At 62.9% G+C, this 20,319-nt stretch carries 14 protein-coding genes; 10 read left to right on the top strand and 4 right to left on the bottom strand.

The annotated features are described in order from the left end of the window. Positions 1-6 precede the first annotated feature (6 nt). The 3 genes from AB4Z43_RS22425 to AB4Z43_RS22415 are packed head-to-tail and all read left to right on the top strand — an operon-like array spanning position 7 to position 2,665. A complete protein-coding gene (locus AB4Z43_RS22425) occupies positions 7-864 on the top strand; it encodes an ABC transporter substrate-binding protein (protein ID WP_038644927.1) in 858 nt (285 codons plus the stop codon). 56 nt (positions 865-920) lie between these two features. Then, on the top strand, positions 921-1,862 hold the full coding sequence (locus tag AB4Z43_RS22420) for an amino acid ABC transporter permease (RefSeq protein ID WP_019860004.1): 942 nt from the start codon (positions 921-923) through the stop codon (positions 1,860-1,862). 50 nt (positions 1,863-1,912) lie between these two features. Continuing rightward, complete coding sequence (locus tag AB4Z43_RS22415; protein WP_441939016.1) at positions 1,913-2,665, top strand: amino acid ABC transporter ATP-binding protein; 753 nt, start codon at positions 1,913-1,915, stop codon at positions 2,663-2,665. Positions 2,666-2,683: 18 nt separating this feature from the next. Here AB4Z43_RS22415 and AB4Z43_RS22410 read toward each other — a convergent pair whose 3' ends face one another. Beyond that, positions 2,684-3,592, bottom strand: coding sequence for a hydrogen peroxide-inducible genes activator (locus tag AB4Z43_RS22410; protein WP_019860002.1), 909 nt, complete (start codon positions 3,590-3,592; stop codon positions 2,684-2,686). Positions 3,593-3,742: 150 nt separating this feature from the next. On the opposite strand from AB4Z43_RS22410, the gene katG reads away from it, so the two are divergent. Then, the gene (gene katG, locus AB4Z43_RS22405) at positions 3,743-5,941 is read left to right on the top strand and encodes a catalase/peroxidase HPI (RefSeq protein WP_064986469.1); all 2,199 of its coding nucleotides are present in this window, start codon (positions 3,743-3,745) and stop codon (positions 5,939-5,941) included. A gap of 72 nt (positions 5,942-6,013) precedes the next feature. Here katG and AB4Z43_RS22400 read toward each other — a convergent pair whose 3' ends face one another. Continuing rightward, positions 6,014-6,691, bottom strand: coding sequence for an MIP family channel protein (locus AB4Z43_RS22400; RefSeq protein WP_019860000.1), 678 nt, complete (start codon positions 6,689-6,691; stop codon positions 6,014-6,016). A gap of 301 nt (positions 6,692-6,992) precedes the next feature. Here AB4Z43_RS22400 and AB4Z43_RS22395 point away from each other — a divergent pair, with 301 nt between their 5' ends. The 6 genes from AB4Z43_RS22395 to AB4Z43_RS22370 all read left to right on the top strand — a co-directional run bounded on the left by AB4Z43_RS22395 (position 6,993) and on the right by AB4Z43_RS22370 (position 12,946). Next, the gene (locus AB4Z43_RS22395) at positions 6,993-8,282 is read left to right on the top strand and encodes an RsmB/NOP family class I SAM-dependent RNA methyltransferase (RefSeq protein ID WP_069091439.1); all 1,290 of its coding nucleotides are present in this window, start codon (positions 6,993-6,995) and stop codon (positions 8,280-8,282) included. A 75-nt stretch (positions 8,283-8,357) separates the two neighbouring features. Beyond that, on the top strand, positions 8,358-8,810 hold the full coding sequence (locus AB4Z43_RS22390; RefSeq protein WP_441938973.1) for a TspO/MBR family protein: 453 nt from the start codon (positions 8,358-8,360) through the stop codon (positions 8,808-8,810). A gap of 96 nt (positions 8,811-8,906) precedes the next feature. Beyond that, the gene (locus AB4Z43_RS22385) at positions 8,907-9,365 is read left to right on the top strand and encodes a PaaI family thioesterase (protein WP_023686843.1); all 459 of its coding nucleotides are present in this window, start codon (positions 8,907-8,909) and stop codon (positions 9,363-9,365) included. Further along, on the top strand, positions 9,365-10,030 hold the full coding sequence (locus AB4Z43_RS22380; protein WP_441938972.1) for a 5'-methylthioadenosine/S-adenosylhomocysteine nucleosidase: 666 nt from the start codon (positions 9,365-9,367) through the stop codon (positions 10,028-10,030). Before AB4Z43_RS22385 ends, AB4Z43_RS22380 begins: the two co-directional genes overlap by 1 nt. A gap of 55 nt (positions 10,031-10,085) precedes the next feature. Beyond that, a complete protein-coding gene (guaA, locus tag AB4Z43_RS22375) occupies positions 10,086-11,648 on the top strand; it encodes a glutamine-hydrolyzing GMP synthase (protein ID WP_010914447.1) in 1,563 nt (520 codons plus the stop codon). 743 nt (positions 11,649-12,391) lie between these two features. Further along, positions 12,392-12,946, top strand: a complete 555-nt coding sequence (locus AB4Z43_RS22370; protein WP_441938971.1) for an Lcl domain-containing protein — start codon at positions 12,392-12,394, stop codon at positions 12,944-12,946. Positions 12,947-13,183: 237 nt separating this feature from the next. Here the strand turns inward: AB4Z43_RS22370 and AB4Z43_RS22365 are convergent, their stop codons facing one another. Beyond that, positions 13,184-13,834, bottom strand: a complete 651-nt coding sequence (locus AB4Z43_RS22365) for a hypothetical protein (RefSeq protein ID WP_441938970.1) — start codon at positions 13,832-13,834, stop codon at positions 13,184-13,186. A gap of 25 nt (positions 13,835-13,859) precedes the next feature. After that, entirely contained in the window at positions 13,860-20,318 is a 6,459-nt protein-coding gene (locus AB4Z43_RS22360; RefSeq protein WP_441938969.1) for an RHS repeat-associated core domain-containing protein, read from the bottom strand. Position 20,319 lies beyond the last annotated feature (1 nt).

Below are 20,319 nucleotides of genomic sequence, written 5' to 3'. Positions count from 1 at the left end.
ACAGCAATGAATGCATATCTTCGAATGACCGGCCTTGCGCTGGCGATATCCACCGTGGCCTGGGGCGGGGTTTCCCGGGCCGCCGAGGTTGCGAAATCCACCGAGGTCAAGCAGAGCGGAACGCTCGCCGTCGCCAACACGCTGGACTATGCTCCGTTCGAATATCTCGATGCCGACGGCAAGCAGACCGGCATCATCATCGAGCTGGCCGGCGAGGTGGCCAAGCTCGTCGACGCCAAGCTCGACGTGCAGCGCACGCCCTTTCCCTCGATGATCCCAGGCCTTGCGGCCGGCCGTTTCAAGATCGCCTGGGAGACGTTCTCGGCGACGCCGGAGCGGCTGAAGCAGGTCGATTTCGTCATGTTCCTCAAGGCCGGCCTCGCCGTCTCGACATCGCCCGACAAGAAGGCGAGCTTCAGCGGCGACACCCCGCTTTGCGGCAAGCGCATCGGCGTTTCGGCCGGCAGCGCCTCGGACTTCCTGGTCGACAAGCTGAGCAAGGAATGCACCGACAAGGGCCAGGCGGCCATCGAGAAGTCGGTCTTCAACTCCTCGACCGATATCGTCCAGGCCGTGCTGTCGGATCGCGTCGACGCTCGCATGGACGATGCGACCGCTTCGAGCTATTTCGAGGTGACGAGCAAGGGCCAGCTGGTGGTGCTGCCGACGCTTTACGACGTCGCGCCGCTCGGCATGGCGATTGCCAAGGACGACAAGGAGACCGCCGACATGATGGTGGCAGCACTAGCCGAACTGTTCAAGAACGGCACCTACAAGGCTATCCTCGACAGATACGGCATGGGCGCCTACGCGATCAAGGAACCCTATTTCGTAGGCACCATGGACGCGCTTCGCGCCGAATAGGAATTACCCGGCGCCTGATCCTGGTCAGGCGCCGGCCAGCAACCAGGAGACCATTGATGGGCGTGGCCCACCCGACCGAGATCGGCGTCGAGCCCGGCGTTGCCGCCGCCGTGTCACGACTGACCGTCGTGCCGCAGCGCCGCTATGGCATCTGGGTCGGCACGGCGTTCGCCTTGCTGCTGGCCTTCCTGATCATCCGCGCTTTCGCCAGCAACCCGGCCTTCGCCTGGGGCACGGCCGCCGGCTACCTGTTCCATCCCTCGATCATGCGCGGCCTTGGCAACACGCTGGTGCTCACCGTCATCATCATGGCGCTGGCGATCGTGGTCGGCACCGTCATCGCCATCATGCGGGTGTCGCCAAGTCCGGTGCTGCGCGCCTTCGCGGGCGTCTATGTCTGGTTCTTCCGGGGTGTCCCGGCGCTGATCCAGCTGATCTTCTGGTTCAACCTGTCGCTGCTGGTGCGAGAAATCTCGCTCACTCTGCCTTTCCTGGGCACGCTGTTTTCCGTGCGCACCAATGATTTCATGACCCCGTTCTTCTCCGCCGTCGTGGCGCTTTCGCTGTGCGAGGCCGGCTATATGGCCGAGATCATCCGCGCCGGCATCAAGTCGGTGCCGACGGGCCAGGCGGAAGCCGCGAGCGCGCTCGGCATGCCCTACAGGATGATCCTGAAGCGCATCACCCTGCCGCAAGCCATGCGCTTCGTGCTGCCGCCGACCGGCAACGAGGCGATCAATCTCCTGAAGATGACCTCGCTGGTGACCTTCATTGCGGTCGACGATCTGTTCTACACTGCGCAAAGCATCTATGCCCGCACCTTCGAGACGATCCCGCTCTTGATCGTGGTCGCCTTCTGGTACCTCGCCGTGGTCAGCATCCTGTCGGTGGGGCAGCATTTCCTGGAGCGTCATTTCGGCCGCAGCGACACGCGCCGTGAACCTCTGACGATGCGCGCCTTGCGCAATCTGGTCAGCCTGCGCGGCATTGCCCGATGAGCGATGTGAAGTCCGATAATCGCGCTCGCTTCGGCGTGCCGGCCGATTCCATGGTGTTCGCGCGCGGCGTGCGCAAAACCTATGGCTCGCTCGAGGTCCTCAAGGGTGTCGACTTCGACGTGCCCAAGGGCTCGGTGGCCTGCATCATCGGCCCGTCGGGGTCTGGCAAGAGCACGTTCCTGCGCTGCATCAACCATCTGGAAAAACTCAGCGGCGGCATCCTGTTGGTGGACAGCCAGTTCGTCGGCTACGACCTTCAGGGCGACAGGCTCTACGAGGTCAAGGACGATCTCCTGTGCCAGCGCCGGGCCGAGATCGGCATGCTGTTCCAGTCGTTCAATCTGTTCTCGCATATGACGGTGATGGAGAACCTGATCGAGGCGCCGACGCAGGTGCGGCGCATCCCGGTCGACCAGGCCAAGGCCGAGGCGGAAGTCCTGCTAAGGCGCGTCGGCCTTGTCGACAAGGTCGACCGCTATCCGCGCGAACTGTCCGGCGGCCAGCAGCAGCGTGTGGCGATTGCGCGCGCCATGGCGATGAAGCCGAAGGTGCTGCTGTTCGACGAGCCGACATCGGCACTCGACCCGGAACTGGTCGGCGAGGTGCTGCAGGTGATGCGCGATCTGGCCGAGAGCGGCATGACGATGGTCGTCGTCACCCACGAGATCGGCTTTGCCCGCGAGATCGGCGATCAGCTCGTCTTCATGGATGGTGGTGTGATCGTCGAACGTGGCGCGCCGCGCGAGATGATCGCCAACCCGAAATCGCCGCGCACCCGCGAGTTTCTGTCCCGCGTTCTGTGACGTCCGGTTGATCATTTCTCACGCGGCCAACACCGCCGCGCCGAGGCTGCGGATGATCTTGGCGAGTTCGACGCATTCGCCATGTCTTGCATTGTTGCGCCGCCAGGCGAGGCAGATCATGCGCTGCGGCATCGGTTCCTGGAACGGCACGATCTTGAGGTCGGGGATGGTGCCGGCGGGGCCGGTCGCCATTTCGGGAATCAGCGTGACGCCGAGCCCGTGCGCCACCATTTGCAACAGCGTGGTCAGGCTGGTGGCGCCGTAGCTGGCCATCGCCACCGGCCGCACATTGCCGCAGACCGCGAGCGCCTGTTCGCGCAGGCAATGGCCCTCTTCCAGCAGCATGAGCCTTTCCAGCGCCGGGCTTTCGGGCGGAACCGGCGGCGAGGCGAAGGCCGGGTCGCCAGCCGGGACGGCAAGGAAGAACCGGTCCGAAAACAGCGCCTCGGTGATCAGGCCCGGATGATCGAGTGGAAGCGCTGCGATAAAGGCGTCGAGCTTGCGCGATGCGATGTCATCGACCAGCGTGGCCGTGACCGCCTCGCGCAATTCGAGCAGCAGGGCCGGAAAATGCTTTTTCAGTTCGGGCAAAGCGCGCGGCAGGAGATAGGGCGCGACCGTCGGGATGATGCCCAGCCGGAAGCGTCCCTCCATGGCGGTGCGGCCGCGCCTTGCCGTCGTTTCGACATCGCGTATGTCGGCCAGGATGCGTTCGATGCGCGGCAAAAGCGCGATCGCTTCGTCGGTCATGCGCACCGACTTGCCGCCGCGTTCGAACAGCCGGCAGTTCAGCCTCTGCTCCATCTCCGCGATCTGCGAGGACAGCGCCGGCTGGCTGACACCGGCGAGTTTTGCCGCGCGTCCGAAATGCAGCGTCTGCGCCAGCGCGTCGAAATAATGCATCTGGCGAACTGTCAATCCGATCATAAGAAAATCCTATCGAAATGAACAGGAAAGGCAATTTGTTTTTATCGCCAATGCGGCCTAGTCTGGAATCATTCCAAGATGGTGCGGCCGACCAGCCCGCGCCCAAAATCCTGGCAAAGATCAAAACTCGGCAAAAATCGGAGACTGAAGATGGACGCGAACACCGATGACAAAAGCGCGGGCAAATGCCCGGTTGCGCACGGAGCCGTTGGCAGGACCAACCGTGACTGGTGGCCGAACCAGCTGAACGTCCAGATCCTGCATCAGCAGTCATCCCTGTCTGATCCGATGGGCGAGGCGTTCGATTATGCCGAGGAATTCAAAAGCCTCGACCTTGATGCTGTCATCAAGGACCTGCATGCGCTGATGACGGATTCGCAGGAATGGTGGCCGGCCGACTTTGGCCATTACGGCCCGCTGTTCATCCGCATGGCCTGGCACAGCGCAGGCACCTACCGCATCGCCGACGGTCGCGGCGGCGCCGGGGCTGGCCAGCAGCGTTTCGCGCCGCTCAACAGCTGGCCGGACAACGTCAACCTCGACAAGGCCCGCCGGCTCTTGTGGCCGATCAAGCAGAAATATGGCCGCAAGATCTCCTGGGCCGACCTTCTGATCCTCACCGGCAACGTCGCGCTGGAATCGATGGGCTTCAAGACCTTTGGCTTTGCCGGCGGCCGCGCCGACGTCTGGGAGCCCGAGCAGGACGTTTACTGGGGTCCCGAAGGCAAATGGCTGGCCGACGAGCGCTACAGCGGCGACCGTGACCTGCAGAACCCGCTCGGCGCCGTGCAGATGGGGCTGATCTACGTCAACCCGGAAGGGCCGAACGGCAATCCGGATCCGCTGGCCGCGGCGCGCGATATCAGGGATACATTCGCGCGCATGGCGATGAACGACGAGGAAACCGTAGCCCTCATCGCCGGTGGCCATACGTTCGGCAAGACCCATGGTGCGGGCGATGCGAGCCTGGTGGGTGTCGAACCGGAAGGCGCCGATATCGAGCAGCAAGGCCTTGGCTGGGCGAGCAAATTCGGCACCGGCAAGGGCGGTGACGCCATCGGCAGCGGTCTGGAAGTCATCTGGACGACGACGCCGACCAAATGGAGCAACAACTTCTTCGACAATCTGTTCGGCTTCGACTGGGAGCTGACCAAAAGCCCGGCGGGCGCGCATCAGTGGACGCCGAAGGGCGGTGCCGGCGCCGGCACGGTGCCGGACGCACACAATTCGGCCAAGCGCCACGCACCCTCCATGCTGACCACCGACCTCGCGCTGCGTTTCGATCCCTCCTACGCAACGATCTCGAAGCGCTTCCACGAGAATCCGGATCAGTTCGCCGACGCCTTCGCCCGCGCCTGGTACAAGCTGACCCACCGCGACATGGGCCCGGTCGCCCGTTATCTCGGCCCGTTGGTTCCGAAGGAAGAGCTGCCCTGGCAGGACGTCATCCCGGTGGTCGATCATGTGCTGATCGACGAGCAGGATGCCGAAGCGCTCAAGGCCAAGATACTGGCTTCGGGCCTGTCGGTGTCGCAGCTGGTCTCGACGGCGTGGGCGTCGGCCTCGACCTTCCGTGGTTCGGACAAGCGCGGCGGCGCCAATGGCGCGCGCATCCGCCTCAGCCCGCAGAAGGACTGGGCCGTCAACCAGCCGGCCGAGCTCGCCAAGGTGCTCGACAAGCTCCAGACGATCGCCAAGGACTTCAACGCCGCACAGACCGGCAGCAAGAAAGTCTCGCTTGCCGACCTGATCGTTCTCGGCGGCAACGCCGCGATCGAGAAGGCCGCGAAGGCCGCCGGCCACAGCGTCGACGTTCCCTTCTGGCCGGGCCGCATGGACGCCTCGCAGGAGCAGACCGACATCCACTCCTTCGCGCCGCTGGAGCCGACTGTTGACGGCTTCCGCAACTATGTCAGCGGCAAGCAGCGGCTCACCGTCGAGGAAGCGCTGGTCGACCGGGCGCAGCTGCTGACGCTGACGGCTCCGGAAATGACGGTCCTCGTCGGCGGCCTGCGTGTTCTCGGCGCCAATGCCGGGCAGTCGAAGCATGGCGCGTTCACCAAACAGCCGGAAACGCTGAGCAACGACTTCTTCGTCAACCTGCTCGACATGGGCACCGAGTGGAAGGCGACATCGGACGCCAAGGACGTGTTCGAAGGCCGCGACCGCAAGACCGGTGAAGTCAAGTGGACCGGCACCCGTGCCGACCTGATCTTCGGTTCGCACTCGCAACTGCGCGCGCTGGCCGAAGTCTATGCGACGGCGGACGCCAAGGCGAAGTTCGCGAAGGACTTCGTCGTGGCCTGGACCAAGGTGATGAACGCCGACCGTTTCGACATCGCCGGCTGATCCAGACGAGGCTCTATCCAACAAAAAAGGCGCGGGCCGTGGCCCGTGCCTTTTGCATTCAGGCTCTCGAGATCAATCCTTCTCGAAGATGCGTGCCTTGGCGACGACACCAGCGATGGCGCCGCCGATCAGCGGGGCGACGATGAACAGCCAGAGCTGGCTGAGCGCTGCACCGCCGGTGAACAGCGCCGGGCCGATGGAGCGGGCCGGATTGACCGAGGTGCCGGTGACCGGGATCATGGCGAAGTGAATGCCCGCCAGCGTCAGGCCGATGACCAGACCGGCAAATGCCGTCGAGTGCTTTTCAGCGGTAACGCCGAGGATCACCGTGACGAAGGTGAAGGTGCCGATCAGCTCCCACAGGAACGCCGAGCTCATGCCCCATTTGGCCACATCCCAGCCATTGGCGCCAAAGTTGGTGATGGGTTCGCTGGCCTTGCCCGAGACGATGATCCACAGTGCCAGCGAAGCCAGGATGGCGCCGATGATCTGCGCGATCCAGTAGGGGATGACGTCCTTGGCCGGCAGCCGGCCGGCGAGGAAGACGCCGAGCGTCACCGCCGGATTGAGATGCGCGCCCGAAATCGGGCCGATCGCATAGGCCGCGGCGATGAGGCCGATGCCGAATGCCAGACCGATGCCTTCCTGACCGAGCGGCAGCGCGCCGCCGAAGCCGCCCGTCACCACCGACGCCGTGCCGATGAACACCAACAGAAATGTGCCTAGAACTTCCGCCAGATAAGTTTTCATTGCCCTCTCCTCGTAGCGATCCGCCGGTTCGCGTTTTCCGCGCCGCGAATCATAGCGTGAAGAGTATTCCCAACGGAAAAACTTGGAAAGCAGAGCGGTTGCGCCACAGGCCGTGCTTGCAGTCGCCAGTTGCGAACATTAGAGACCTTGCATTTATTGGTCGATCTGCTGTTGCCGGCCCGCGATATTTATCGATCGGAAGATTTCAGGCGACCTCTTCGTCGCGTGACGCAGCGGGGTTCAATCCGGACGCGAAAGGCTCTAAGAGCAGGCGATAAATCTTGATTTGATGGAATGATCAATGCGACTGGGCGGACGGCTGGCTGCGGCCATCGAAGTGCTGGAGGACATCGGCCGGCGGCACCGGCCGGTGGCCGATGCGCTGAAGGATTGGGGCCTGTCACACCGCTTCGCCGGTGGCGGTGATCGCGCGGCGATCGGCAACATCGTCTACGACGCGCTGCGCCACAAACGTTCCGCCGGCTGGCTGCTCGGCGAGGACACGCCGCGCGCCGTCGGCTTCGGCGCATTGCTGCTCGAATGGGGCCAGACAGCGCAGTCGCTCAACGACGCACTCGATGGCGACAAGTTCGCGCCGCCGCTGCTCAGCGCCACCGAGCTGCAGACGATTGCCGGTCGCCGGCTTGCCGACGCGCCGCCCGCGGTGCGTGCCGACATACCAGATTGGTGTGAACCGCTTTTCGAACGGGCTTTCGGCGAGGCATGGGTCGGGGAGGGCGCGGCGCTGGCGACCCGCCCGCCGCTCGACATAAGGGTCAACACGTTGCAGGCCGATCGCGCCAGGGTGCTCAAGGAACTGGCCGATACAGGGGCGCAGGCCACGCGGATCGCGCCGCTCGGCATCCGCATTCCGCCCATCGACGGCGACGGCAGGCACCCGAACGTGCAGGTCGAGCCCGCCTTCCAGAAAGGCTGGTTCGAGGTCCAGGACGAGGGCTCGCAAATAGCGGCAACACTTGCCGGCGCCGAGGCCGGCATGCAGGTGCTCGACTTCTGTGCCGGCGCCGGCGGCAAGACATTGGCGCTGTCGGCTGCGATGGACAATCGCGGCCAGATCTTTGCCCATGATGCCGAAAAGGCGCGCCTTGCGCCAATCTTCGATCGCATCCGCCGCTCAGAAAACCGCAACGTGCAGGTCGTCACCAAGCCGGTCGAACTCGCTCCGCTCTCCAATCACATGGACATCGTGCTGGTCGACGCGCCTTGCACCGGCAGCGGCACCTGGCGGCGCCGTCCCGATGCCAAATGGCGGCTGACGCAAAGGCAGCTCGATGCCCGCAAGGGCGAGCAGTCGGCGATCCTCGATGCCGCACGAGCCTATGTCAAACCCGGCGGCCTGCTGGTCTACATCACCTGCTCGGTATTCTCCGAGGAGAATGACGAGCAGATCGCCGCGTTCCGCGAGCGCAACAGCCGTTTTGTTCCGGTGGACCACCGCGCGTTGTGGGATCGCTATTTTCCGGGCCACGAGGCCGCAACGCGGATCGGCGCTGGCGGGGATATATCGCTGTCCCCGGCGCTGAGCGGCACGGACGGGTTTTACTTCTGCGCCATGCGCAACGTGAGTTGAACGCTGCCGTTGACAGGTAGCGATCGTGCCCCAGTTGCAGTTGCGCGGCGCCGTGCCGCCACTGGGGTGGGATTCTTGAAGAAATATCTGTCGCTGCTGCTTTTCCTTGTCATGGTGCTCGGTGGAGGCCTGCTGATCGGCTATGCCACATTGCCGGGCGCCTGGTATGCATCGCTGGTCAAACCGCCCTTCAATCCGCCCAACTGGGTATTTGGGCCCGCTTGGACACTGCTCTATGTGCTGATCGCGATAGCCGGCTGGCGGACATGGAGACGAGAGCCGACGGGAGCGGCAATGAAGGTCTGGGGCGTCCAGCTCATCTTGAATTTCGCATGGTCGCCAACCTTCTTCGGCGCAAAAATGATGGGACCTGCCTTGGTCGTCATCGTCTGTCTCCTCGCCAGCATCGTCTTGTTCATCGCCAGCGTCTGGAACCGTGACAGGCTTTCCGGCTGGTTGTTCGCGCCTTACGCGGCATGGGTGGTCTTCGCCACCGTGCTCAATGCTTCGCTTCTGGGGTTGAACTAGCTGCTTCAGATCGTTTTGTTGCAGTGCAGCAAAAGCATTTGCCTGCCGCGCGTGCCTCTGCGATAAGCTTTCCCGGCAAAACTGAAGGCAATTGCGATGGCAGCAAAGATCGTACCGGCCCCGGACTATGAGGATCGCGTCAGGGCGTCCTTCGCGCGCCAGCAGGCAATGGCGACGATCGGCGCCGAACTGACACTGGTGACGCCCGGCATCATCGAGATCGAGATGCCCTATTCGGCGGCACTGACCCAGCAGCACGGCTTCCTCCATGCCGGCGTCATCTCGACGGCGCTGGACTCGGCCTGCGGCTACGCGGCTTTTTCGCTGATGCCTGAGAATTCCGGCGTGCTGACCATCGAATTCAAGGTCAACCTACTGGCGCCGGGCAGGGGCGAACGTTTCCTGTTCCGCGGCTCGGTGACCAAGCCCGGCCGCACCATCATCGTCGCCGACGGCCAGGCCTACGCCTTCGCCGCCGATGGCGAGGCCAAGCTCATCGCCACCATGACCGGAACGATGATGACGGTGGTTGGGCGTGACGGGATTGCTGGGTGATGGCCAACGTTACGCGAATTGGCGGCAAGGACGTCCTCTTCGTCATGGCGGCGCAGGCCGAATATGGTTCGCATCTGCAAAAACTGTTCACACCGCTGATGACGGGCGTCGGTCCGGTCGAGGCAGCCGTCCGGCTGGGTGCGGAACTGTCCTGGCTGAAGTCGCAGAAGGCGTTGCCGGACCTTGTCGTCTCGCTCGGCTCAGCCGGCAGCCGGACGCTGGAACAGACGGAAATCTATCAGGCCGTCTCGGTCAGCTATCGCGACATCGATGCCTCGGCTTTGGGTTTCGAGAAAGGTGCGACGCCGTTCCTCGATCTGCCGGTCACCGTGCCGCTGCCGTTTCGTATTCCTGAAATCAAACAAGCCACACTGTCGACCGGCGGCGCCATCATCACCGGCGCTGCCTATGACGCAATCGCGGCCGACATGGTCGACATGGAGACCTTCGCCTGCCTGCGCGCCTGCCAGCTGTTCGATGTGCCCCTGATCGGGCTGCGCGGTATTTCTGACGGCGCTGCCGATCTCAGGCATGTCGGCGACTGGACCGAATATCTTCATGTCATCGACGAAAGGCTGGCCGACGCCGTCATGCGCCTCGAACAGGCGATCGGCTCGGGTCTGCTGCGGACGGCTCCGTCCAACGACCAGGCCAGACCAGTCTGAAAGTCAGGCTACGCAACCCATTGCGTCGACTCATTTCTTTCTCTAAACGCTCGCCATGAAAACAGCCAATCATCCCGACACCGTCCTGATTGTCGATTTCGGCAGCCAGTTTACGCAGCTCATCGCCCGCCGCATCCGTGAGGCCGGCGTGTTTTCCGAGATCGTGCCGTTCCAATCGGCCGAAGCCGCGTTCAAGCGCATCAATCCCAAAGCCGTCATCCTGTCGGGCGGCCCGGCTTCGACATCGGATATCGGCAGCCCGCGCGCGCCGCAGATCGTCTTCGATGCCGGCGTGCCGGTGCTTGGCATCTGCTACGGCCAGATGGCCATGTGCGTGCAGATGGGCGGTGTCGCCGAAAGCTCCAACCATCGCGAGTTCGGACGCGCTTTCGTCGAGATCGAGAAGGACAGCCCACTGTTCGAGGGGCTGTGGGCGACCGGCCAGCGCCACCAGGTGTGGATGAGCCATGGCGATCGCGTCATTGCCTTGCCGCCGGGTTTTCAGGTTTTCGGCAAGTCGGAAAGCTCGCCTTTCGCCATTTTTGGCAATGTCGAGCGCAAGATGTACGGCATCATGTTCCACCCCGAGGTGGTGCACACGCCCGACGGCGCCAGGCTGCTCCGGAACTTCGTCCACAACATCGCCGGCATCGAGGGCGACTGGACGATGCGTGCCTATCGCGAACACGCGGTCGAGGCGATCCGCAAGCAGGTCGGCAAGGGCAAGGTCATCTGCGCGCTGTCGGGCGGTGTGGATTCCTCGGTCGCCGCGCTGCTGATCCACGAGGCGGTCGGCGACCAGCTCACCTGCATCCTCGTCGACCATGGCCTGATGCGCAAGGATGAGGCGGCGGGCGTGGTGGCAATGTTCCGTCAGCATTACAATTTGCCGCTGATCCTGGTCGATGCCTCGGAAAAATTCATCTCGGCGCTGGAAGGCGAGGTTGACCCCGAGAAGAAGCGCAAGACCATCGGCCGGCTGTTCATCGAAGTGTTCGAGGAAGAGGCCAAAAAGCTCGGCGGCGCCGACTTCCTGGCACAGGGCACACTCTATCCCGACGTCATCGAGAGCGTCTCCTTCACCGGCGGCCCGTCGGTGACCATCAAGTCGCACCACAATGTCGGCGGCCTGCCTGAGCGCATGAACATGCAACTGGTCGAGCCGCTGCGCGAACTGTTCAAGGACGAGGTGCGGGCGCTGGGCAAGGAGCTCGGCCTGCCCGAAAGCTTCATCGGCCGCCATCCGTTCCCAGGTCCTGGCCTTGCCATACGCTGCCCGGGCGGCATCACCCGCGAGAAGCTGGAGATCCTGCGCGAGGCCGACGCCATCTATCTCGACGAGATCCGCAAGGCCGGGCTCTACGACGCCATCTGGCAGGCCTTCGCCGTGCTCTTGCCGGTGCAGACCGTCGGTGTGATGGGCGATGGCCGCACCTACGAATTCGTCTGCGCGCTGCGCGCCGTCACCTCGGTCGACGGCATGACGGCGGACTTCTACCACTACGACATGGCCTTCCTGGGCGCCGCCGCCACCCGCATCATCAACGAGGTCCGCGGCATCAACCGCGTCGTCTACGACGTGACGTCGAAGCCGCCTGGTACGATCGAGTGGGAGTAGGGGTTTAGCGCAGTTTGGAGTACTGCGACGTAGTTTTTCGCAGAAAAACAATGTTTTGCGGCTCATTTCATTCACCATCGGACCTATGTCGCCAATTGAAGTCATCGACTACCTAAGCCGCTGATTTTTATGGCTAGTGCGAACCAGTGTTGCGCTGAAAGTGAAGGCTACTAGATCAATTTGACGGTACTTCTGACGGTACTTTTCATGTGCTGCTTGATGTCCGAGAAAAAGTACCGTCGCCGGTTTCCGCTCCTGACGGTACTTTTCTATAGGTCAACGCTTTGAAATATATATGGAAAATGCCTTTCGCGTGACGTTTTCTCGCTAACGGTGCTTTAGCATGTTCCTCGGCCAGGGTCCCTCGGCTCATCTGCTCTCGTCGAGGTAGAAAAATTCGCTACAGCAAGTGGAGGGCAGGCCATTTTGAGATGCCCCTAGGTTAAGCAAAGCCAATAGGTATGAGTTGCCGGAACCCAGCTGCCTACCGGCTGGTTGCCTGCGGTCTCAACCGGGGGGGCACCGCGGCCTGCAACGCGTCGCGGCCAAGTCGAGCGGTGGCTTCCAAGTTGCCGCCCGGCGCCAATTTGCAGAGGAGACCTGCGGAGCTCCAACTCATTCCGGGGCAATGACGTTAAGTATCGGGAAGTGACAGGCCTTTCAATTGTTCGCCGCTTCAAGTATACTTGTTTGGTTGCCACGTCGAACGCCCGTCATGATGCCAAACCAGCGAGGAGGAAGGCATGTTTCGGATCGCGTCTCTTGCGACTTTCAACACGGCACTTGCGCTTTTTGCAATGTTGTCAGTGCTGCCATCCCAAGCCGAACCATGTGGCACAGTCCACAAACTGACCCGCCAGCCACTGAATGACCAGAATTTCTGGCTGCTTGCTGAACATGACGGCAAGGCCTTCGTCGACCAGCGCACATGCCTTGTCGCCAGGCTGGACAGGGTTGATCAGCCGCTCACGCTGAGCGATGCGATGGGGCACTGCGCCACCCTCGGACAAGGCGGTCCGAACGGCGACATGGGCTGGCAGCTTCCGACGATGGCGGAACTGACCAGTCTCGATTCGGCGGACTGGCCAAGACAGCATGATGCGTTCGCGCAATACAAGCTGCCACCGCTCGCCCGCAGCGAAACCGATTACTGGACCCGCACTGAGTGGCCTGGGGCGGCAGGCTCCTTCGCGGTCGTCACGTTCAGCGCACGCACGACTGTGGTGCATCCGCTTGAAGCGACCAACAAGGCCGGGGTATGGTGCGTCTTCGGAATGCCGGCCACAGGCGTGGAGTAGACACTCTTACGCCAAGTCGCCTTTGGGCAATCAAGTCTCCTTCAGGCATCAGGCAACCGCCGCGGTGGCGCACCCAGCGGGCAACTCGCGCTCGACACTCGCACCCGGGCAAGTCGTGACGGACCCCCAGCTTTCGCGATGTGATGCCTGGCTGCTCAGCGGCCAGGCCGCGAAACAGAGCGACCGTCCAGCTTGCCTTCACCGGCACGGCCATTGTGCCTACTACGTCTCAGCCGCCTACCGCAGATCCAGCTGCAGCAGGCCGCTATAGTCCTCCGTCGTCAGGAAGAAGCCCTCGTCGATCGCCTTGGCCTTGAAGGCAGAATCGTTGCCCAGGTCCCGGAATTCCGGCTTCAATGTGCCTGACGCGTTGAAGTAACGATCGCGAAAGGCCGCCCGATCAAGCTCGGCATAGTCTCCGCCCTTGCCTGCGACCGTGCAGGATTTCAGTTCGGTTTGGTCGGCGGCCTCCGCCGGAAACGACGCCCTGGCGAAGTCCATCGGCCCGATGCCGGGCGCGATGCCCCTGGGATTAGAGGTCACGCATCGGACGGTCGCGTCCGGGCCGGCGACAGACAGGTCGAAATAGGGCGGATTCAATCCCTTCGCCGCGAGGTAGGCGAAGCCGCGGATGCGGTTAACCGCCTTCAACGCTTCCACGTCTGTTGTTTCGAGCATGTCATTGCCGATTTTCACCCCGCCGGTGGCGCCGAGTGTGGCCATCTGTTGCTGCAGCCAAGCCGGATCGCGGTTGATCCATGTCAGGAAATCGAGCGGCACGGCCTGCGGTTCCTTGAGTTGCTTACTCATGGATTGGGCCGCCGCCGCTGCCGCAAACAGGAGCGCGAAACCGGCAAGGATCGCCGGGAGCTTCGGGAGTCGTCGCATGTCAAAGTCTCCATCCTTGGTTCGGTTACCAATGGACGCGCGGCTTAATGCCGAGCATGTCGCGCAGCTGGTTCTCAGTTATGTCGTCGGGTCGACGTGTGCCGCCGACACCGATGGTACGTGCTTCCTCGTTGCGATAAGCATATGGCTTGCCATCGAGGCCTATGTAGGGCGCATCGCTGAACCCCGAATGCTGGCCGGCCATGCGGTGCGTTGCGTGGATTTGCTCATGGCCGAGCACGATGCCAGGATCCGCCGGATTGGAGGCAGTCGTTCCAGAGGCCTTGTCGAACTCGACAGACGTGCGCGTGCGTGACGTAGCCGGGTCATAGCCGATGATCACGTCGCCCTTTGTCGTTTCCGGGTTCACCAACGGATCCTTGTTGCGGGCCGCGGTGACGCCCGGCTCGTTCTGGATCGTCGTGGTTTGCGGGTCGGCGATGACCCGGTGCATCAGGTCGCGGCCGCTGTCGAAGGAGTTGGATCCGACAAAGAAGTTCTTCACGTCCAGCCACGCGCCGTGCAGCCAGCTTTGAGATACCTCGCCAGTCTTGCTGTCGACGCGTGCAGTCGGATCGATTCGCTGGATGTCCTCTTCGACCTGCCTCCGGTAGGCCGCGTCGCCGGCGACGATCTCCTTCAGGCCGGTCGGGTCGATGAAGGCCATCGGGTTGTTGTTGGCGTAGGCAAAGAGATTGCAGGACGTGGAATTGCCGGTACACTTCTCCGGATCGCCGACATAAAGCGGATCGGGTGAAATGAACCGCCCCAGCGCCGGATCGTAGTAGCGGGCGCCGTAGTAGTAGAGCCCGGTATCGTCATCGAGATACTTGCCGGTGAAACGATGGTGGGTCTTTTCGCGCGGCAACTCCGCTGCCACATCTGCCAGGTGGCTGGCCCAGGCAGAGGCCAGCGTCTCCGGCTTGTGTTCAGTGCCGTACGCCCTGTAGAGCATCTGCTCGACGGGAACGCCGTCGGAGGCGATGACATAGTCGCTGCTCTCGATATGATCCTTCAGATAGTAGAACCATTTGCCGGTGCCGTGTTCGAGACGAACGAGCTTGCTGGATGCGATGTTGACGTAGCTCTCCTCGCCTTTTGGACCGATCTCGAACGTTTCAACCGGGTAGAGGTAAAGCTGCTCGGGCCCTGATCCGTCGGTCGGGATGACCTTCTTATAGAGGCGGCGCCCCGTCTGATCGTAGCCGTAGAGCACTTCATGGGTCGCCGTCTGGGCTCGGATCAACCGTCCGTTGATGTCGAACACCGTTCCGGTCAAGGTCGGCGATTTCGCAAGTTGGGCGAATCCGTCAAAGGAGTAGGGCTTCGATGCGCTGCCGGCCGGGATGAGGTTGGTCGCGGCGCCGGTCGACGGCGCTATCGGCGCGCCGGGCTCGAGCTCGTCGTTGCGGGCAAACGTTCCCGCCGCCGAATAGGCGAATTCCGCCTGCTGGCCGTAACGGTCGATCCGCACGAGTTCGTTCTTGAAATTGTAGTGGAACGTTCCCGACCGGTCGACATGTCCGTCGCTGCCCGCGCCTTGCGCCAACGCGTCGACGATCTGGGTGATCGAGCCGTTGCCGTTAAAGGTCATGCTCAAATCCTGCAGCGGTTTGCCGCCGGCCTGCGTAACGATGTGGGTGAGGAACAGGGTCGCTGGGTCGTAGGTCATCCGGGTGAATGCGCCCAGACGATAATCGACCCGCTCGATCCGCGATTCGGGATTGTAGGTGATATTCTCGATGATCTTCTCCGGTCCCGAAAAATCGGGATGCGTGACCGTCACCGACCGCAGGTTCTTGTCGGGCCCCAGCGCGAATTTCGACGCCAGGCCGCGCGGACCTTCGGACGAATCGATGCGGCCATCCAGCGTGTGATGGAAATGATCGGCGTATTTCGCGCCACCGATCTCGACCTCGTTGGTGACCATCCGGCCGTTGGCATTGTAGGCGTAGCGCTGGACGGCGTCGAACGCGCCATTGGGATCGTGAATGATCACCTCGGTCGTCTTGTCGAGAGGCAGCGCTATCGGCGTTTCGAAGCCGGCCGCTGAGGCGACCTGAACGGCGCGGTCATAGCGGTATTCTAGGTGCACCACGCCATCGTTCACCTCGGTCAGCTTGCGGTTGAGGAAGTCGTAGGTGAAGGTCTGGACCGACGTTTCGCCATTGCTGCCGACCCGCCCGATCACCGATTGGCGACCGCGCGCATCGTAGAAAGCGTAGCGGTCGCCCATTCCCGGGATCGACTGGAATTCGATGTCGCCGACGGAGTTGTAGATCAGCCGCCGCGGCGTCGTCTCGCCCGGCAGCCAGATTTCGCTCAGGTAGCCGAAAGAATCGCGCACGAAGCGGGAAATATGAACCGTGCCGCCGCCATTGCTGGCGATAGTCGCGGTCACGCCGTTCTCGTTCCTCAGCGAATACTCGCTGCTTTGAACGGCGCCGTCGAACTGGTCGTTGTAGGTCGTGACCGTGAGCGTACCCCAGGGTCGGAAGGTCATGTCGGACGTCTTGCCCGACGGATGGGTTTCGCGGACCATCCGGCCGGCTGGGTCATAGGTGTAGGCATTGCCGACTTCGTGATCGGGGCGCGGAACGTCGCCAAGATCGAACACCTTCTGCAGGTTGAGATCATCAACGCCGCCGAAGCTGGTCACCACAAAGGGCGTCCAGCGGAAGATCTGCTTCTCATTGCGGTTGTAGAGCGAGAAATTATTGACCCGGACCCCGCCTTCGGCGACGTTCTCCAGGTCGGCGACCTTTTCGCTGCGCGCGTCATAGGCGGCGAGGTCCGCGATGAACTCGCTCTCGCCTTCCGGCGTCTCGGCGGCGCTCGCATAGCGGCGGCGCGCCGTCAGGATGAGCGACGGCAGCCCATGCTCGCCGATCTTGTAGGTGTAGAAGCGTTCGGCGCCGTCCGTGGCGGTTTCCCGGGTTTTGCGGCCGAGGGCATCGTAGCTGTTCGTCACGACCATGCCCAAGGGCGTGGTCGTCGTTGCCACCGCGCCCTGGCGCGGCCCGTCATAGGTCATTTTCGTCGTCTGATCGAGTTCGGCCGCACCGCCTGACGGCTTGGTGTAGCTGAGCGTCAAGGTACCGGTTGGGTCGTAGATCGCCGACTCGGTGATGCCGAGTTCGTCGGCGATCGAAATACTGTTGCCGAAGACATCGTAACCCATGGTCTTCGCCAGCTTGCGGCTGGCGTTGCGGAACTGTTCGAGCGCGGGCGGCAGAGCGCCAAGTCCCGACAGCACTTCCAGGGTTCGCGACCCCATCCGACCGCCGGAATTTGGCAGGTAGGTGAAACTCTCGCGGCTGAGCAGCCGGGTCCCGGCCAGGATGCGCTGCTCGGACGCCGCGTTGACGATGCCGAGCGCCGCCAGATCGGCGCGCGACTGGGTGTAGTCGGTCTGGGTCGTCCGGCTGAAGCCAGGAACCGTCAGGTTCTCCGGTCCCGGAATGTCGCGCACCCTGACCGTCTCCGACGCAGGCATGTTGAATTCGTCAAAACCCGCATAGGTCTGGGTCTTGACCGGATCCTTGCATTCGGGATCGGCCACGTCCTGCTGTTCGGCCTCGCCGGCGGACTCGGTCAGCGTCTCCTTCACCTTCCTCAGATAGGACGAGCCGTCGCCACGCGGAAATGCCTCCCACACCGACGATTCGCATTTCAGCATCATGCCGGTCGTCGGTAGCTTCTGGCTGCGCGTGGCGGTCGACAGCGAATGCAGCGCCGCCGACGCCGGATCGAGCGTTTCGGTTGTCTCCGCGCTCGCAACGAGCGTCGCCTCGGGCTTCACCTCATAGGTCTTGCGGATCTTCAGTTTGCCGGCGAGGTTCAGGTCGGCTGCCGCTTTGGCGAAGGTGTAATACTGTTCTCTATCGAGGCTTGAACGCTGCGTGACGCGCTGGCCGGCCGCGTTCTCGTCGCCGTAAGAGACCTTCTCGACCTCCGAGAAGCCGATAAAGCGGCGATTGATCACGTCGTAGAATGGATTGTGGTAGAAATATTCGTCCGTCTGCACCTGGGCGCGAACCTGGCCGGGTATGCCCTGCGACGTGACGAGTTGCTTGGCGACGACAACGGGGAAATGCAGGTTGCGCGTCGGCTGGCCATTGGCGCGGTCGCGCAGCATCTCGTCGATCGAGGTCGCATAGCGGATGTCGTGCCGGCGGCCGGAATCGAAGTCGACGACCGTGAGCAGGTTCGCCTTGACGAGTTGCATGGTCGCGGTTCGGTTGAAGTCGATGATGACGACGGGCTTCACCTCGTCGCCGGACGGTTTCTGGAATACGATTATTTCGCTCTCGCCGTCGCCATCGATGTCAGCGACGCGCGAGGCGAAGGTCTGCGTCGACGTGCCGAGTTGAACCCGCAGATTGAGCGCGATGCTGAGCGGATCCTTCAGGTAAGTCCCGTCGCCGAAGCCGAGCCAGATGCGCATCTGGTCGGTGCGCTCGCCCATCGACGCGAAATCGATGATGCCGTCGCCATTGGCGTCGATGTACCACATCGTGGCGAGGTTATCGCCGGGCTGCATGCCGCCAATCTTCGAGAAGGTGCCGTGACCGCAGACCGGATCGTTGATCGCGGCGTCGCCAAACAGCAGCGCATTCGGGTCCGTCGAGAAGATGTTGCCCTGGTTCTCGTAGAGGCAGAAGCCCTGGTCGGCTGGACGGATGACGACGAGGTCGGGCAGCCGGTCGCCGTTGATGTCGACCATCCGCACATTGTTGCGGCCGAGGATCTGGCCGTCCTGGCTGTTGAATGGGAACGCCTTGGTCAGCGCGCCGAAATTGACGTTGTAGCCGCCATCGGCCTGGCGCCGGGTGAGATTGAGGAATATTCGCCATTCGGTGCGGCCATCAGCGTTGAGTCGCGTCGTGACGATGTCGGACAGGCTGTCCATATTGACGTCGGCGAAGCGGCCGTTGCCGCCCGCGAATGTCGTCGGCGAGACGCCGGGCAGCGGGATCGAGCGGCCGAGATAGGGGAAGGTCCCGTCGGCCTTGCCGTCATAGACGTGCATCAGCCCGTCTTCGATTTCGACGATGTCGACGAAACTGTCGCCAAGGATGTCGGCAAAAGCGAAGCGATTGTCGGTGAGCCGGGGCGCGATCTGGCGCATCAGTCCAGCCTCGGTCGGACGCGACAGCACGAGCTGGGTTGTGTCGCCGAAGGCGCTGTTCAGGTCGCCGCTGCCGAGATGCACGGTCGCGCCGTCATCCTTGGTCTGCACGATGTCGACCAGGGCATCCATGTTGAGGTCGGCCAATTCGAAATTCTGCGGAGGGATGTCGCCGGCGAACGCCATCTTCGGCGCTTCGAACACCACGGGGCGCGACGCCAGTTCGGCGCTTGTCCACGACGAATAGCCGAAATGGATGTCCGGGAACTTCAGCGTCGATTGAGCCAGCGCCTCGCCGCTGGTGTCGCCATAGCGGTAGAGCACGCGCAATTGGTCGAGCACATTGACCGACTGCGTGTCGATGAGCGGCGTCAGGTCGGCCTGCGCCTTCGCCAGGCAGTCCGGATGCGCCCGGACGACGAACTTCGAGGTGTCACTGGTGTCACGGCCGACATACCCCATGCACCATTGGGCGTAGACAGTGTCCTTGAACTTGGCCGTCACCTTGCCGTAGAGTCGCGCGTTCTCCTGTTTGCTGCCATTGGTGTGGCTGACGAGCGTCGACTGCGTCTCGATCAGGTCGAACTGGTAGCTGCTCTGGCCGCCAGCGAAGCTGGTCTTCGTCAGATAGCTGCGTCCGCCGAAACGCTGGTAGTCGTAGCGGACGGCTTCGCGGTTGGCGTTGAGCTGCAGCACCAGCGGCCATTTCGTCACGTAGGGCTTGGCTATGTCGAAATTACCTTCAGCCACCGAAGGGTCGCCGCTGAAGATCAGCCGCGTTCCGTCGGCGTTGGTCACCTCGAATCCGGAGGGGATGGTGTCGGTGTGCAGGCCGCCTGACAGGTCGAGCGAAATGACGTCGAACGCGCCGGTGTGGTAGAGGATCTTGACGAAATCCTCGGCGTATTCGGGCTTGTATTCCCAGACGCCGTTCTGGTTGCCGAGGAAGACGAGCCGCGTGCCCATGTACGATAGGCGGGAGAAGAAATCGCCGCCCGGTTTGGTGCCGGGCACGGCCGTGCCGAGATCGTCGTTGACGACGATCGCCTGGGTATTGAACTGCCAGCCGATGCCTAGCCCGTTGCCGGTATCGCCCGCGAACTGGCTGTAGGTGAGGCTCATTTGCGGCCCGAACTGGCCGCGCGTCGGCAGCGTGGGTAGCGGCAGGGTGAAGTTCGCCGATCCCGTGTTGTTGTTCAGCGCGAAGCTGCCTTCCTCCTGCGTGACTGTGCCGCCCGCAGAGGGCAGCTGCACGATCGAGGTCGCGGATTTGTCTTCTGCACGGGCCGGGGAGCCAAGGACTGCGGTGGCGGCGGTCAGGGCTGCGAGGGCGGTAAGGGTCTTTGCGAACATG

Origin of the sequence: Mesorhizobium sp. 2RAF45 (assembly GCF_052115225.1) — a bacterium.
Taxonomy (GTDB): Bacteria; Pseudomonadota; Alphaproteobacteria; order Rhizobiales; family Rhizobiaceae; genus Mesorhizobium; species Mesorhizobium jarvisii.
This window is presented reverse-complemented; position numbering and strand designations above follow the sequence as displayed.

Coding starts and splice junctions, on each gene's coding strand:
- AB4Z43_RS22425 (WP_038644927.1), top strand. CDS start 7: ATGAATGCATATCTTCGAATGACCGGCCTTGCGCTGGCGATATCCACC.
- AB4Z43_RS22420 (WP_019860004.1), top strand. CDS start 921: ATGGGCGTGGCCCACCCGACCGAGATCGGCGTCGAGCCCGGCGTTGCC.
- AB4Z43_RS22415 (WP_441939016.1), top strand. CDS start 1,913: ATGGTGTTCGCGCGCGGCGTGCGCAAAACCTATGGCTCGCTCGAGGTC.
- AB4Z43_RS22410 (WP_019860002.1), bottom strand. CDS start 3,592: ATGATCGGATTGACAGTTCGCCAGATGCATTATTTCGACGCGCTGGCG.
- katG (WP_064986469.1), top strand. CDS start 3,743: ATGGACGCGAACACCGATGACAAAAGCGCGGGCAAATGCCCGGTTGCG.
- AB4Z43_RS22400 (WP_019860000.1), bottom strand. CDS start 6,691: ATGAAAACTTATCTGGCGGAAGTTCTAGGCACATTTCTGTTGGTGTTC.
- AB4Z43_RS22395 (WP_069091439.1), top strand. CDS start 6,993: ATGCGACTGGGCGGACGGCTGGCTGCGGCCATCGAAGTGCTGGAGGAC.
- AB4Z43_RS22385 (WP_023686843.1), top strand. CDS start 8,907: ATGGCAGCAAAGATCGTACCGGCCCCGGACTATGAGGATCGCGTCAGG.
- AB4Z43_RS22380 (WP_441938972.1), top strand. CDS start 9,365: ATGGCCAACGTTACGCGAATTGGCGGCAAGGACGTCCTCTTCGTCATG.
- guaA (WP_010914447.1), top strand. CDS start 10,086: ATGAAAACAGCCAATCATCCCGACACCGTCCTGATTGTCGATTTCGGC.
- AB4Z43_RS22370 (WP_441938971.1), top strand. CDS start 12,392: ATGTTTCGGATCGCGTCTCTTGCGACTTTCAACACGGCACTTGCGCTT.
- AB4Z43_RS22365 (WP_441938970.1), bottom strand. CDS start 13,834: ATGCGACGACTCCCGAAGCTCCCGGCGATCCTTGCCGGTTTCGCGCTC.
- AB4Z43_RS22360 (WP_441938969.1), bottom strand. CDS start 20,318: ATGTTCGCAAAGACCCTTACCGCCCTCGCAGCCCTGACCGCCGCCACC.